The sequence below is a fragment of the Chondromyces crocatus genome (assembly GCF_001189295.1).
In the GTDB taxonomy this organism is placed as follows: domain Bacteria; phylum Myxococcota_A; class Polyangia; order Polyangiales; family Polyangiaceae; genus Chondromyces; species Chondromyces crocatus.
In genome coordinates, this window is record NZ_CP012159.1 from 3,882,160 (window position 1) to 3,894,903 (window position 12,744).

General features: G+C 69.5%; 11 protein-coding genes. All 11 read left to right on the forward strand.

Going from position 1 to position 12,744, the window contains the following annotated elements; all coding sequences use genetic code 11:
- Nucleotides 1-1,024: 1,024 nt before the first annotated feature.
- The 11 genes from CMC5_RS14530 (at nucleotide 1,025) to CMC5_RS14580 (ending at nucleotide 12,742) form a co-directional block, all read left to right on the forward strand.
- Nucleotides 1,025-2,476, forward strand: a complete 1,452-nt coding sequence (locus CMC5_RS14530) for an L-serine ammonia-lyase (protein WP_050430986.1) — start codon at nucleotides 1,025-1,027, stop codon at nucleotides 2,474-2,476.
- 179 nt (nucleotides 2,477-2,655) lie between these two features.
- On the forward strand, nucleotides 2,656-4,173 hold the full coding sequence (locus CMC5_RS14535; RefSeq protein ID WP_082362494.1) for a PAS domain-containing protein: 1,518 nt from the start codon (nucleotides 2,656-2,658) through the stop codon (nucleotides 4,171-4,173).
- Between the two features lie 44 nt (nucleotides 4,174-4,217).
- Nucleotides 4,218-4,967: an AraC family transcriptional regulator gene (locus CMC5_RS14540; RefSeq protein WP_050430988.1), complete on the forward strand. Its 750-nt coding sequence runs from the start codon at nucleotides 4,218-4,220 to the stop codon at nucleotides 4,965-4,967.
- A gap of 90 nt (nucleotides 4,968-5,057) precedes the next feature.
- Nucleotides 5,058-5,993, forward strand: coding sequence for a hypothetical protein (locus tag CMC5_RS14545; protein ID WP_050430989.1), 936 nt, complete (start codon nucleotides 5,058-5,060; stop codon nucleotides 5,991-5,993).
- 259 nt (nucleotides 5,994-6,252) lie between these two features.
- Nucleotides 6,253-6,552, forward strand: a complete 300-nt coding sequence (locus tag CMC5_RS14550) for a CsbD family protein (RefSeq protein ID WP_050430990.1) — start codon at nucleotides 6,253-6,255, stop codon at nucleotides 6,550-6,552.
- 386 nt (nucleotides 6,553-6,938) lie between these two features.
- A complete protein-coding gene (locus CMC5_RS14555) occupies nucleotides 6,939-7,691 on the forward strand; it encodes a hypothetical protein (RefSeq protein ID WP_245678440.1) in 753 nt (250 codons plus the stop codon).
- Nucleotides 7,692-7,837: 146 nt separating this feature from the next.
- Nucleotides 7,838-9,226: a serine/threonine-protein kinase gene (locus CMC5_RS14560; RefSeq protein WP_050430991.1), complete on the forward strand. Its 1,389-nt coding sequence runs from the start codon at nucleotides 7,838-7,840 to the stop codon at nucleotides 9,224-9,226.
- 92 nt (nucleotides 9,227-9,318) lie between these two features.
- On the forward strand, nucleotides 9,319-9,894 hold the full coding sequence (locus tag CMC5_RS14565) for a superoxide dismutase family protein (RefSeq protein WP_050430992.1): 576 nt from the start codon (nucleotides 9,319-9,321) through the stop codon (nucleotides 9,892-9,894).
- 183 nt (nucleotides 9,895-10,077) lie between these two features.
- Nucleotides 10,078-11,373, forward strand: a complete 1,296-nt coding sequence (locus tag CMC5_RS14570) for a hypothetical protein (protein ID WP_156338595.1) — start codon at nucleotides 10,078-10,080, stop codon at nucleotides 11,371-11,373.
- Nucleotides 11,374-11,435: 62 nt separating this feature from the next.
- Nucleotides 11,436-12,008, forward strand: coding sequence for a hypothetical protein (locus tag CMC5_RS14575; RefSeq protein WP_050430994.1), 573 nt, complete (start codon nucleotides 11,436-11,438; stop codon nucleotides 12,006-12,008).
- 29 nt (nucleotides 12,009-12,037) lie between these two features.
- Complete coding sequence (locus CMC5_RS14580; RefSeq protein ID WP_050430995.1) at nucleotides 12,038-12,742, forward strand: STAS domain-containing protein; 705 nt, start codon at nucleotides 12,038-12,040, stop codon at nucleotides 12,740-12,742.
- The last annotated feature ends 2 nt before the right edge of the window (nucleotides 12,743-12,744 follow it).

The following is a 12,744-nucleotide window of genomic DNA, read 5'->3' on the forward strand; positions in this document are numbered from 1 at the left end:
GTGAGCGACGCGCAGGTGCTCCGCGCGCTCGCGCGCTCGCTCACGAGCTGATGCCACACTTCGGTGAGCTCAGTGGCTCCTCGCTCACCTCAGGCGTGAGGGGTCGACAGCAACAGGCCCGGACCGATCGACGCGACGGTCAACGCTGCGCAGGGTTTCGTCTACCATCTCCTACCAACACCTGCCTGCGTCATCCTCCACGGACGTTGGAGGCCTGGTGGGCACAGGGCATTTGAAATTCAATTTCAATCGTGACGGCCGCGCGCCAGGCGGAGGTGCCTTGTGCCCAGGACGACATCGTTTCGTGACGGTGGTGCGATCTCATCGATGTCTCCCCGAGCTGGAGCCTCGGCTTCGCGTGCCACCCGTACGCCGTGGCGGTCGAGCTGTCCTGAGGCTCGGCGCTCTCGATACTCGGAGCGCCGTCGCGATCCTGAGCCGTGAGCGCCGTCGCGATCCTGAGCCGTGAGTGCCATCGCGATCCTGAGCCATGAGCGCCGTGCGCGGGTCCGTGTCCACGTGCTGAGCGCAGATCCGCGTCCACGGCTGAGCGCAGATCCGTGTCCACGTGCTGAGCGCAGATCCGCGTCCACGTGCTGTCCGTGAGCCCTGCGCGATGCGGAAATCAGCGGCCGGTGCGCGGTCGCTCACACCACCGGAGCGCGCAGCAGGGTTGCACGGAGAGCGCGCAGGCGGGTCATGCTGGGCAGAAGCCTCCCGTATGGCGCACGCATGGCGCACGCGTGACGCTCGCGCGGGATGCACGCAGGGGCGATAAGCCCCGCGCGCTCCGCGAGCGTGACGAGCGCTGGGGCGAAGAGTCCCGCACGAGGGGCGTGCCTCGGTGCCCCCTGGTGAGGTATGCGGGGTGCATCGTGTCCCGGGTGTCGCGCATGCTGGACTGCGCCAGTTGAAGCGGTGCGTCGAGCTGCGCATCGGGCGTCGGCGGATGCCCACGACCTGCAACCCGTGAGACCGGAGAGCAGCCCGTTTGCGGCGGGCGCGCTATCCTGGAGGGGACTTCATGGCCATCAGCGTCTTCGATTTGTTCAAGATCGGCATCGGACCGAGCAGCTCTCACACCGTCGGCCCCATGCGCGCGGCGCGCTCGTTCGCTCTTGCGCTGCACGAGGCGGGCTTGCTGGACCGGACGGCGGCGGTGCGCTCGGAGCTGTTCGGATCGCTCGGGGCGACGGGGCGGGGGCACGGCAGCGACAAGGCCGTCATCCTCGGCCTGCTCGGCGAGACGCCGGACGAGGTGGACGTGGAGCGGGTGGACGACATGGTCACCGAGGTGCGGCGCGGCGGGGCCCTGCGTCTCCTCGGTCGCCGCGTGGTGGCCTTCCGTGAGCCGGCGCATCTCGCGCTGGTGCGGCGGAGCTTGCCGCATCACCCCAACGGGATGCGCTTCACGGCCCTGGACGAGACGGGGGCGTCGGTGCTGTCGCGCGTCTACTACTCGGTCGGGGGAGGCTTCGTCGTGGACGCGCCGGAGCCGGTCGACGAGGCCGGGTCGACGTCGTCGCGCTCGCCCACCGCCCTGCAAGGCGCGCGGGATGCGGAGGACTCGTCGCTGCCGCACCCGTTCCATACCGGGGCGCAGCTCCTCGCGCGTTGCCAGGCGTCGGAGCTCTCCATCAGCCAGCTCATGCTCGCCAACGAGCGCGTCACGCGCTCCGACGCGGAGATCCGCGCCGGCCTGGACCGCATCTGGCAGGTGATGCAGACGTGCGTCCAGCGGGGCTGCCGCACCGAGGGCATCCTGCCGGGAGGGCTGAAGGTGCACCGGAGAGCGCCCGCGCTGTACCGCAAGCTCATGGATCACCCGGAGGCAGGGCTCCGTGACCCGCTCACCGCGCTGGACTGGGTGAGCCTCTATGCGCTCTCCGTCAGCGAAGAGAACGCCGGGGGAGGGCGGGTCGTCACGGCGCCGACCAATGGGGCGGCGGGGATCATCCCTGCGGTGCTCCACTACTATCGACGCTTCGTGCCCACCGCCACGGACGAGGGCGTGCAGCGGTTCCTGCTCACCGCGGCGGCGATCGGCGTGCTTTACAAGGAGAACGCGTCCATCAGCGGCGCCGAGGTGGGGTGTCAGGGCGAGGTGGGATCGGCATGCTCCATGGCCGCCGGGGCGCTGTGCGAGGTGATGGGGGGCTCACCCGCGCAGGCCGAGAATGCCGCGGAGATTGCGATGGAGCACAACCTCGGCCTCACCTGCGATCCCATCGGGGGGCTGGTGCAGGTGCCGTGCATCGAGCGCAATGCAATGGCCGCCATCAAGGCCATCAATGCTGCGCGCATGGCATTGCATGGCAACGGCCAGCATTTCGTGAGCCTCGACAAGGTGATCCGGACGATGCGGATCACGGGTGAGGACATGAAGGACAAATACAAGGAGACGGCCCGCGGTGGGCTCGCCGTTCGTTTCGTGGAGGCGCCCGCCGACGTGAGTGTCGGATTGCCGGAGTGCTGAGCGCACGACGTCGGACGGGGTGCAACCTCGACACCATTTCGCCACCATTCCGTCGGATGTGAAAAGCGCGGGGTGTGTGTCCTGCCCCTCTGTGCAATTTCTTCCACTGAGCCAGACTCTCGGGCGCTCATGGATTCATCTCGTGAGGCGTATGTGGTGTCAGCCCACAATACGCGTTCATGCCCCATTCCTTGCATTCGCTTTGCTGTGTCGCCGTCGCGACGGCTGGGCATAAGCTGAGCTGGGAGGATTGTCTTATGACGACTACCGAAGCGGCTCCGGCGAAGTCGATACGCTCGGTTGAACTGGACCAGACCATGCTGACCTGGGAGACGGACAGCGGTCTGCTGGGCCACCACGGCCGCCGCTCCGCCATGTTCTGGCTGGAGCCCTCGCTGTTCCAGCTTCTCGCGCCGCTCGTCGAAGAGCTCGGGGTCCCGCTCTTTCGCCTCACCGTCGCGTACCACGCGAGCCTTGGCGCTCGGGACGATCACCGCATCAGCATTGCGAACGAGGGGGCCTGTTTCCCGGAGGTGCTGGAGGGGTGGGGGCGCTCGGTGGAGGTCTGCGGCTGGGGAAAATTCGAGCTGAAGTGGTTCGACGAGGAGGCGTGTCGCGCGCTGGTGCGGGTGCATCACCCGTGGGAGCTGGCGGTGCAGCGCGCCGCGAAGGAGCGGTGGGGGAGCCCATTTCTGTTCGGCAAGCTGGTGGGCCTGTTTTCGCTGGTGAGCGGGTTCAATTGCTGGGCCGACGAAATGGAAGGGGAGGACGAGAATGGCGTGCCCATCGTCGACTTTCTGCTCTACCGCTCGGACCGCACCATCGAGGAGGAACTGAAGATTCTGCGGCGCGAGCACGATGAGGAGGCGAGGCGGCCGCTGCGGCAGAAGATGCAGGAGCTGTGGGAGAGCAAGGAGCGGCAGCGGGCGGTGCTCGCGTCGCTGGGGGAGGTGGTGCTGACGGTGGACCGGGGGGGAAGGATCACGAGCTTCCACGTCCCGCGGGATCAGGCGGCGTTTCACCCGTCGCCGGAGCTGGCGATCGGCAAGAGGCTCGAGGAGGCGCTGCCTCCGGACGTGGCCGCGGCCCTCGGGGAGGCGGTGCAGCAGGTGCTGGGGGGGGAGCCGCACCTGCCGGCGAGCTACGAGATCGCGGCCGCGGGGGAGGTGAGGGGCTACAGCGCGAAGCTGACCTCGATCCACGATGCCGCTGGTGCGGTGGTGGGGGTGACGGTGCTGGCGCGCGATCTGACGGAGCGGCTCCGGATCGAGCGCGCGCTGGAGACGCAGCTCGCGGTGATCGAGCAGCAGCAGGAGGCGATCCGGATGCTGTCCACGCCCGTTCTCCAGGTGTGGGATGGGGTGGTGGCGCTGCCGATCATCGGCGGGGTGGACGAGCGGCGGGTGGCCGACATCACGGCGACGCTGCTGGACACGGTGGCGCGGACGCAGGCGCGCTACGCGATCCTCGACGTGACCGGGGTGGACGCGATCGACCGGCGGACGGCGGATCACTTCACCCGGATCCGGCGGGCGGTGACGCTGCTCGGCGCCGAGTGCCTGCTCTGCGGCATGCGGCCGGGCGTGGCGCAGGCGATGGTGGCGACGGGCGTGGAGATGGATCAGGATCGCGGGCCCCGTGCGCGGAACTTCGGCACCATGCAGGCGGCATTGCAGGCTGTGATCGGTCGGCGGTGACCCCTCCTGCCGAGGTGTCGCGGCGGGGTCGGAGCCGGAGCCTCATGCACTACGTCGAGCATCCCCCTGCGCCAGCCCTTCGCGAGGTCGTGCGCTGTCTCTGGAGCCACGAGGGCGTGACGGGGAGCGTGCCCTTCCACGTGCTCCCCGACGGTTGCCTGGACCTGGTGTGGGACGGCGTGGCGCTGAAGGTGGCGGGCCCGGACACGAGGCCCTTTCTGACGACGCTGCCGGAGGGGTACGCGATCACGGGACTGCGCTTTCATCCAGGGGTGGCGCCGACGGCGCTGGGGGTGCCTGCGTCGGCACTGCGTGACAGCCGGGTGGCGCTGGAGGATCTGTGGGGCGTCGAGGCGGTGCGTCTGGCCGAGGCGCTGGGCGAGGCGCCGTCGACGGACGCGAAGGAGGCGCTCCTGGCCTCGGCCCTCGCGCGACGGGTGGTGAGTGCGCCGGCGCCCGATCGCCTCGTGAAGGCGCTCGTGGGGCGGTTCATGCGCGTCGTGGGGGAGGCCAGCGCCCCGCCTCCCTCGGTGGAGCTGCTGGCGGACGAGCTGGGGGTGAGCTCGCGGCAGCTCCTGCGCCGGTGCACGGACGCGGTGGGTTACGGGCCGAAGGTGCTGCTGAGGGTGCTCCGCTTCCAGGAGTTTCTCCGGCAGGCTCGTGCGCAGCCGGCACTCCCGCTGGCCCGGCTCGCCGTGAGCTGCGGGTACACGGATCAAGCGCACCTCGCCCACGAGGCGATGGCGCTCGGAGGGAAGACGCCCGGCGCGCTGCGCGGGGTCGTGGACGGGTGAGGCCTGGTCGCTGGCTGCTGCGCGAGGGCGTCGATGGGGGGCGTCCGATTCTTACAAGCGAGGGGCGAGGGAGGGCGGCACGCTGGGGGCATGCGACACCTCGATCTTTCGGCCCTCGAGGCGGCCGAGCGGTTCGTCTGGCTCTCCGGTCGTGTGCTGGAGCGGTTGCGCTTCGCTCACCTGTTCCGTCATGGCGACGCGGCGCGCGTGCTCTCCGCGCTGCGGCCGTACCAGAACCCGGACGGGGGTTTCGGTGAGGCGATCGAGCCCGACTTCCGGGGGCCGGTGAGCCAGCCTCTCTCCGTGGACTTCGCGCTGCACATCGTCGACGAGGTGGGCGGGTTCGAGGATCCGATGGTCGGCGCGGCGCTCGGCTACCTGGCCTCCATCACCTGCGAGGACGGCGGGGTGCCCAATGTGCTTCCGGACGTGCCGCGCTACCCGCACGCCTTCTGGTGGGCGCCGGCGCCTGGGCCGCTCGTGGGATCGTTGCTCCCGACGGCGTCGATCGCGGGGCTGCTCCACAAGCACCGGGTGGCGCACCCGTGGCTCGAGCGGGCGACGTCGTTCTGCTGGGAGGCCATCGAGGGGCTGCCGGCGCGTGTGGCGGTGGCGGAGGGGCGCATCCCTCGGCTCCAGATCGCGTACGAGACGCGGGCCGCGCTGGTGTTTCTGGAGCACGCGCCAGAGCGAGCGCGGGCGGCGCAGACGGCGCGGGCGCTGGGCGAGCTGCTGCTGGGTCGGGGAGGGTTCATCGCGGCCGGCGAGGGGACGGCGGGGGAGATGTCGTTGCTCGATGTCGTGTCGCGCCCGGGCTCTCCAGCGCGCGCGTGGTTCTCCGATGCGCAGGTGGAGCAGCACCTCGACGCGCTGCTGGCCGAGCAAGGGAAAGAGGGCGGGTGGTCGGTGAGCTGGCCGGCATGGACGGCGGCGGCAGGGCTGGAGTGGATGCCGATCCAGACGGTGGAGCGTCTGAAGACGTTGAAGGCGTACGGGCGCTTGACGCTGCCCGCGGCGGGCGGGTGAGTGCAGGAGGAGCTGCGGGGGCGCCTGACGGCATCGTCGTCACATGCCTTCGTGGCGGGCAGAAGCGGCACAGCGGCGTGGTGCGTTGCAGGCAGGTCTGGCTCCGAAGGGGACAGACGGGGCGACGAGGTGTCCCCGGCACAGCCAGACAGACCCCGGCATATGGCTTGCTCCACGTGAGGGGGCTCCACGAGAGAGGCGGAGCCAACCGGGCCGAGCGCCCGGTAAATCCCTGTCAATTCACGAAGAGGAGACTGTCATGAGCAACGAAAGCAAGCGCGCCGAGGGAGCAGCGGAGGAACTCGGGGGCAAGATCAAGAAGGGGATCGGTCAGCTCATCGGCAACGAGCAGATGGAAGCCGAAGGCGCCGCCAAGGAGCTGAAGGGCGAGGCCAAGCAGGAGGCAGCCAAGGCGGCCGAGCGCGTCAAGGGGGCCATCGAGGAGGCCACGGGGGCGATCAAGAACCGCGTGGGGCACCTGATCGACAACGAGCAGATGCAGGCGGAGGGGCGCGCGCGTGAGCTGAAGGGCGAGGCGCGCCAGAAGGCGAACGAGTAGCTCGCCTTCTCATCGACGTCGCGGCGCGGGGTTCGGCCTTTACTGGTCGAGCCCCGCGGCCGTTTCGACGGTCGGATGGCGCGTCGGTCGGAGGGGGCGTCGGTCCGGTGGCGGGGTCGGGTCTGTCGCACTCTGGCCGAGGAAGGCCTACAGGCTGGCGGGGCTCGCGGGGGTCGCGGCGGTCGGGAGGGGGTGGAGATCGCGGAGGACGCGGAGGACGCGGAGGACGCGGCGATCACGGGCAAGCGAGCGACGGTGCGGCGCTCATCGGTCGGGGACCATCGGTCGGGGACCATCGGTCGGGTGACGGTGTCGTCGTCGTGCGCGAACGGCAGCGCGTGGCTGTTCGTCGCTGTATCCTGCAAGGTCGAGAGAGGGAGGCCTTTGTGCAGGAACAGACGATCGGCGGATGGAGCGCGGATTTCATGCGGGAGCTGCCGGAGAAGCCGAGCGCGCACCGCGAGGACGCCATTCTTCGGGCAGCCCGCGACAATCGCCTGGCGCCCATCACCTGGATGGAGGTGACGAGCAAGAAGAACAACCGCACGGTGGTGCTGTTCGTGAGCGCCGATGCGCTGCGGCTGGGCGACGAGCACGCGTCGGTGCGGGTCACGGTGAGCGCGAGGACGACGCAGCGGATCGCCGATGCGCTGGGCTGCGTGCTGCCGACGACGAAGATCTGTGACCTCATCTGGGAGCAGGCAGCGGTGAAGCTCGCGCCCTGCATCCAGTCGCCCGACAAGGCGATGGGCTACACGTCGCGGATGATCCAGCACCACGACCGCGTGGAGAAGGCGCGCGCGGGGCGCCCTGGGCTGATCGAGAACGTGGGCAAGCACTGGGTGCTCACGAACCGGCTGGCGAGCAAGCGCGATGCGTCGGCGAACTACGGCTGGTACGACCACCGGGCGCCGTACCTCTCGGGCAAGCACCGCGTGTGGCAGCCGCTCGGGCTGGCGCACAACCTGGATCACGTGGATTACTCGCAGGTGGTGCGGCTGGTGCAGCAGTGCTGTCTGGTGGACGGGGAGGAGCGGGATCTCAAGGAGGTGCTGGTCGACCGGGAGCTCTCGCCGCTGGTGTCGAACGAGGGGCCGCTGAAGTTCACGCGGTTGCCAGGGGTCAAGCTCGACGCTTGATGGGCGTGCGCGCTGCGGCGGCAAAAGTGCAGCGATGAGGCCGGTTCGGTGGTGCCACGGTGGGTCGTGCGCCTTGCTCGCCGCGCTCGCTCTTGTATGGTGCTCCCGAGGAGCGAGCGGGGAGCGGGCTCAGGGAGGCGCCGGAGATGGTTGTGACGCCGGGTTCCATCGTGGGAGGGAAGTACCGCATCGAGCGGCCTCTCTCGCGCGGTGGGATGGGAGCGGTCTGGGCGGCGCGGCACGTTCTCCTGGGCTCTCCGGTCGCGCTCAAGCTGATGGATCAGTCGTTCGCGTCGTCTCCGGCGTTCGTCGCGCGGTTCGAGCGCGAGGCGCGGACGGCGGCGCAGCTCGAGAGCCCCCACGTGGTGCGCGTCGCGGACTACGGCGTGGAGGACGGCACGCCGTACCTCGTGATGGAGCTGCTCGAAGGGGAAGACTTGAGCGCGCGGCTCAAGCGCGTGGGGCGGCTGTCGTTGATCGAGGCGACGGAGATCGTCGCGCAGGCCGGGAAGGCCGTCCGACGGGCCCACGCCGCGGGGCTGGTGCACCGCGATCTCAAGCCGGGGAACCTGTTCCTCGCGCAGGTCGACGAGGGCGAGATCGTCAAGGTGCTCGACTTCGGGATCGTGAAGGAGACCCGGGGACAGATCCTCGGCGAGGTGACGCGCACGGGAGAGGTGCTGGGATCGCCGCACTTCATGAGCCCCGAGCAGATCCGGGGGGAGCGAAATGTGGATCACCGGAGCGATCTCTGGTCGCTCGGCGTCATCCTCTACCGGGCGTTGACCGGCGTGCTGCCCTTCGGTGGTGATCAGCTCGGGGCGGTGATGGCGAAGATCCTGATCGATCCCTTCACCCGGGCGACGCAGCTCGTCCCGGAGCTGCCGCCGCAGATCGATGAGTTCTTCCAGCGGGCGCTCGCGCGCGATCGGCTCGTGCGGTTCCAGTCGGTCCGGGAGATGATCGAGGAGCTGCAGCGCATCGCCGGGGTGCCCAGTCAGCTCGGCGCCGGGGACTCGTACGGGCACAGCATGGTCCCGGTCGGCGCGACGACGACCCTGGGGAATCTCGGGTCCGGGGACCGTGAGGAGGTCCCCGTCAAGCGAAGCAAGCGCGTCGCGGCGATGTTGATGAGCGGCGGGCTGGCTCTGCTCACGGCGGGCGTGATCCTGACGGTGCTCTGGCAAGGAGAGCGCGAGAGCGCGTCGTCCTCGTCGACGCCGGCAGACATGCAGGTCCCCTTCACCGTGCTCGCGGTGGCGTCGGCGGTGATGACGTCGTCGGACGACGAGCGAGGTCCGGGGGGCGACGCGTCGGCCGCACCACCCGAGGTGGAAGGCTCGCCCCCTGTCGCGCTGCCGCAGCAGGCCTCGGCGGCTGGAGGTGTGGTCGCCGTCTCGGCCTCGTCAGCGCAGCTCTCCTCGCCAGCGCTCGCGTCCTCGGCGACACCGGCGGCGCCAAGAGGCCTTGCGCCCAAGCCCGTCTCGTCCACGAGGCCGCGCAAGCCGCCCATGGATCCGAGCGAGATTCAGTGAGCCTGGAAGCGCGGAGGAGGACCGGGGGTCGATTGCGGTGGAGGAGCTGAGAACTATGGTTCCCTCGTTCCTACAAACGAAGGGGGAAAAGCATGGTTCGTTCCTTGACGGCGCGGACGACGCGCGTGGGTCTCGGGCTCTCGGCGGTGCTGCTGGTCGCGGTGGCTCCGGCCTGCGGTGACGAGGACGGGGGCAGCGGTGGCGCGGGAGCGACCGGGGGAACGCCGGCCCGAGCCGCCACCGCCGAGATCGCTCCGCTCGAAGACAGCGGGGTGCAGGGTACGGCGGAGTTCTCGGTCGCGGGCGAGGAGGTCACGCTCTCGATCACCATCGAGGGCGGGGGACCCGGAGAGCATGGGCTGCACATCCACCAGAACGGCGTGTGCGAGGGCGATGGGACCTCGGCGGGAGATCACTGGAACCCCGAGGGGCACATGCATGGGCACTGGAACGAGGGCGAGTTCCACCTCGGCGACATCGGCAACATCACCCTCGACGCCGCCGGGCGCGGGAGCCTGACGCTGACCACGACGCGGTGGAGCGTGGGCGATGGGGCGCCCACCGACGTGGTGGGACACGCCGTGATCCTGCATGCGGATCCCGACGACCTGGCGAGTCAGCCCTCGGGCAATGCCGGGGCGCGGATCGCGTGCGGCGTCATCGAGTGATCTCCGCCGTCGTGCGACCCGGCGCGACCCGCTGGTGAGGCCTCCGAGGACACTTGCCGTGTCACGGGAAGGCGAGGTCGATTTCTGGCCCACATGACGCACCTCTGAAGAGACCTGCGCGGGATTCATCATGGTAACCTCCCCTGGCCGCGCTGCAGTCGCGCGGGCCTTGGGAGGTGTGTGGTGAAGCGAAGGTCTTGGCTTCTCTGGGGATCCCTGGTCGGCATGCTCGGTCTGGGGAGCGTCGCGGCGCCTGGTTGCTCTGGCTCGGATCAGGGGAGCACGGGCCAGCCCTCGGGGGGCACGGGGGCAGGTTCGGGGGAAGGTGGCTCCGGCCAGGGTGGGGATCTGGGGATCGGCACGAACTCCTCGGGCAGCGGCTTCAATCCCGATGAAGCGTGCGCGGCTCAGTCGGCCGAAGCGACGCTGCAGAAGCGGCCGGTGGACGTGATCTTCATGATCGACAACTCCGGCAGCATGACGCAGGAGATCGTGTCGGTTCAGAACAACATCAACGACAACTTCGCCGGGATCCTCCAGACGGAAGGCGTCGACTTCCGGGTGATCATGGTCGCCCGGCACGGCAACGCGGCGTCCAACCAGTCGATCTGCGTGTCGATGCCGCTCAGCGGGACGAGCTGCAGCCCGATCCCGAACCAGCCGGTGAACAACCCGCCCATTTTCTACCATTACAGCCTCGCCATCGGCAGCCACAACTCGCTCTGCCGGGCCCTCGACAGCTTTGCGGGCGGCGTCGCCGATCAGTTCGGGTTCGCGCCCGGCGGCTGGTCCGAGTGGCTGCGCCCCGACTCGTTGAAGGTCTTCGTGGAGCTGACCGACGACGGCGTGACCTGCTCGACGACGAGGCTCTCGCCCAACGTGACCCTCAACGACGGCGACAACGAGGCGGGTGGCATCACCGCAGCGGCGCAGTTCGATGCCGCGTTGCTGGCGCTCTCGCCGGAGCACTTCGGAACCGCGGACAATCGAAACTACGTGTTCTACAGCATCGTGGGTGTGTCGGACAACAACCCCCCCACGGCGCCGTACGTCGCCGCCGACCCGATGGTGACGACGCGCTGCAACACGGCGGTGGCTCCGGGGACGGGCTATCAGGCGCTGAGCCGGACGACGGGTGGGCTCAGGTTCCCGCTGTGCCAGGTCGGATCGTACAACGCGGTCTTCCAGGCGATCGCAGAGGGCGTCATCGCCGGGGCGACGCTGGCGTGCGAGTTCCCCGTGCCTGACGCACCGCAGGGCGAGACGATCGATCTGAAGTCCGTTCAGGTGCAGTACACCCCGAGCGCGGGTGATCCGCAGATCTACGACCAGGTCGATGGCGCATCGGCATGCACCGCCGGTGCGTTCTACATCGAGGCGGACACGATCCGGCTCTGCCCGGATGCTTGCGCAGTCGTTCAGGCCGATGCGGCCGCGAAGATCGACGTGCTCTTCGCATGCGCAGCGAACATCGAGTGATCCGTATCGCCAGGTTCCCTGGCTGCGCTTGACTTGCGCGTGGGTGCGCGGAAGATGACCCCATGGTCCGGTTCCAGCGCCGCGCACCCCTCGTGTTCACCTCGTACGCGCCGCCACCTCCCGAGTCGTCGGAAGGGATGGTGCTCAACCAGGGGTTCCTGTTCACCCTGATGAGCACCGTCGCGGCCCCGGAGCTCAGCGAGGAGACGCTGGCGGCGCTCCGCGAGGTGGATCCGGAATCCTGGTACGACGGGCAGCACATGGAGACGATCCTGAGCGAGCTGGAGGATCGGGATCCAGAGCTGCCGAGGAGCATCGGCTACAGCATCTACTTCATGCTCCGGCCCGAGATGGAGAAGGGCGGCACCGTCACCGGGTGCGTGTCGCTCCTCGAGCAACTCCCCATGATCTGGCGCATGGTGCTCCGGGGCGATCGGGGGGAGTTCCGCACCGAGCTGCTGGGCCCTGGCTGGGCTCGTGTGGAGATGGAGCAGCCGTTCAACTGCCGCTTCGAGGAAGGGGCGCTGCACGGGCTGCTCGAGTCCTGGGACGCGCGTGACGTGGCGATCGTCCACAACCCCTGCATGCGCGATGGCGCCGCGTGCTGCGTGCTCGACGTGCGCTGGTCGGGGTGACGCGGCCGCGGGACGGGGAGGAGGAGCTAGTGAAAGACGGCGAGGTCGAAGGACCACTGACGAGCCGGCTGTCCGCCGAGGAGCTGAAGCTCGTCCGCAGCATCGGCGCGTGGATGCTCCGGTTGCTCCAGGGGCGCTACGACGAGGTGCCCGTCGTTTCCCCCAAGCGTGACGAGCTGGGCATCCTGGCGAACATGGTGGGCCGGGTGGCGACCTCGCTGCAGGTGGCGCGTGAGAAAGAGATCTCTCACCGCAGCGCCCTCGAAGAGAAGGTGCGGGAGCTGGAGGACGCGAGGGCGCAGCAGGAGGAGCTGATCGCGCTCATCCGTCAGCTCTCGTGTCCGGTGCTGGACGTGGAGGAGGGGATGCTGCTGGTGCCGCTCGTCGGCGAGGTGGATGCCGCCCGCGCGGAGCTGGTGACCACGGCGCTGCTGAGCCGCGCGTCGGCGACGGGCGCGGACACGGTGATCCTGGACGTGACCGGGGTGGCGCGGCTCGTGGGGCACGTGGCGACGCTGCTGGCGCAGGCGGCGCAGGCGGTGCGGTTGATCGGGGCGCAGACGATCGTGTGCGGTCTGTCGCCAGAGAGCGCGCGGGAAGCCGTCGCGGAGGGACTCGACTTCGCCGGTCTCACGCCGTGCAGCACGCTCGCCTCGGCGCTGGCCATCGCGCGCAGGCAACGTCAGTCACGGCGCGGTGGTGGCATGACGGCGCCCGCCTCGTCGCGCCGCTGAGC

What these genes read in the sequence shown, in the direction of transcription:
- CMC5_RS14530 (WP_050430986.1), top strand. Translation starts at nt 1,025, where the DNA reads ATGGCCATCAGCGTCTTCGATTTGTTCAAGATCGGCATCGGACCGAGC.
- CMC5_RS14535 (WP_082362494.1), top strand. Translation starts at nt 2,656, where the DNA reads ATGCCCCATTCCTTGCATTCGCTTTGCTGTGTCGCCGTCGCGACGGCT.
- CMC5_RS14540 (WP_050430988.1), top strand. Translation starts at nt 4,218, where the DNA reads ATGCACTACGTCGAGCATCCCCCTGCGCCAGCCCTTCGCGAGGTCGTG.
- CMC5_RS14545 (WP_050430989.1), top strand. Translation starts at nt 5,058, where the DNA reads ATGCGACACCTCGATCTTTCGGCCCTCGAGGCGGCCGAGCGGTTCGTC.
- CMC5_RS14550 (WP_050430990.1), top strand. Translation starts at nt 6,253, where the DNA reads ATGAGCAACGAAAGCAAGCGCGCCGAGGGAGCAGCGGAGGAACTCGGG.
- CMC5_RS14560 (WP_050430991.1), top strand. Translation starts at nt 7,838, where the DNA reads ATGGTTGTGACGCCGGGTTCCATCGTGGGAGGGAAGTACCGCATCGAG.
- CMC5_RS14565 (WP_050430992.1), top strand. Translation starts at nt 9,319, where the DNA reads ATGGTTCGTTCCTTGACGGCGCGGACGACGCGCGTGGGTCTCGGGCTC.
- CMC5_RS14575 (WP_050430994.1), top strand. Translation starts at nt 11,436, where the DNA reads ATGGTCCGGTTCCAGCGCCGCGCACCCCTCGTGTTCACCTCGTACGCG.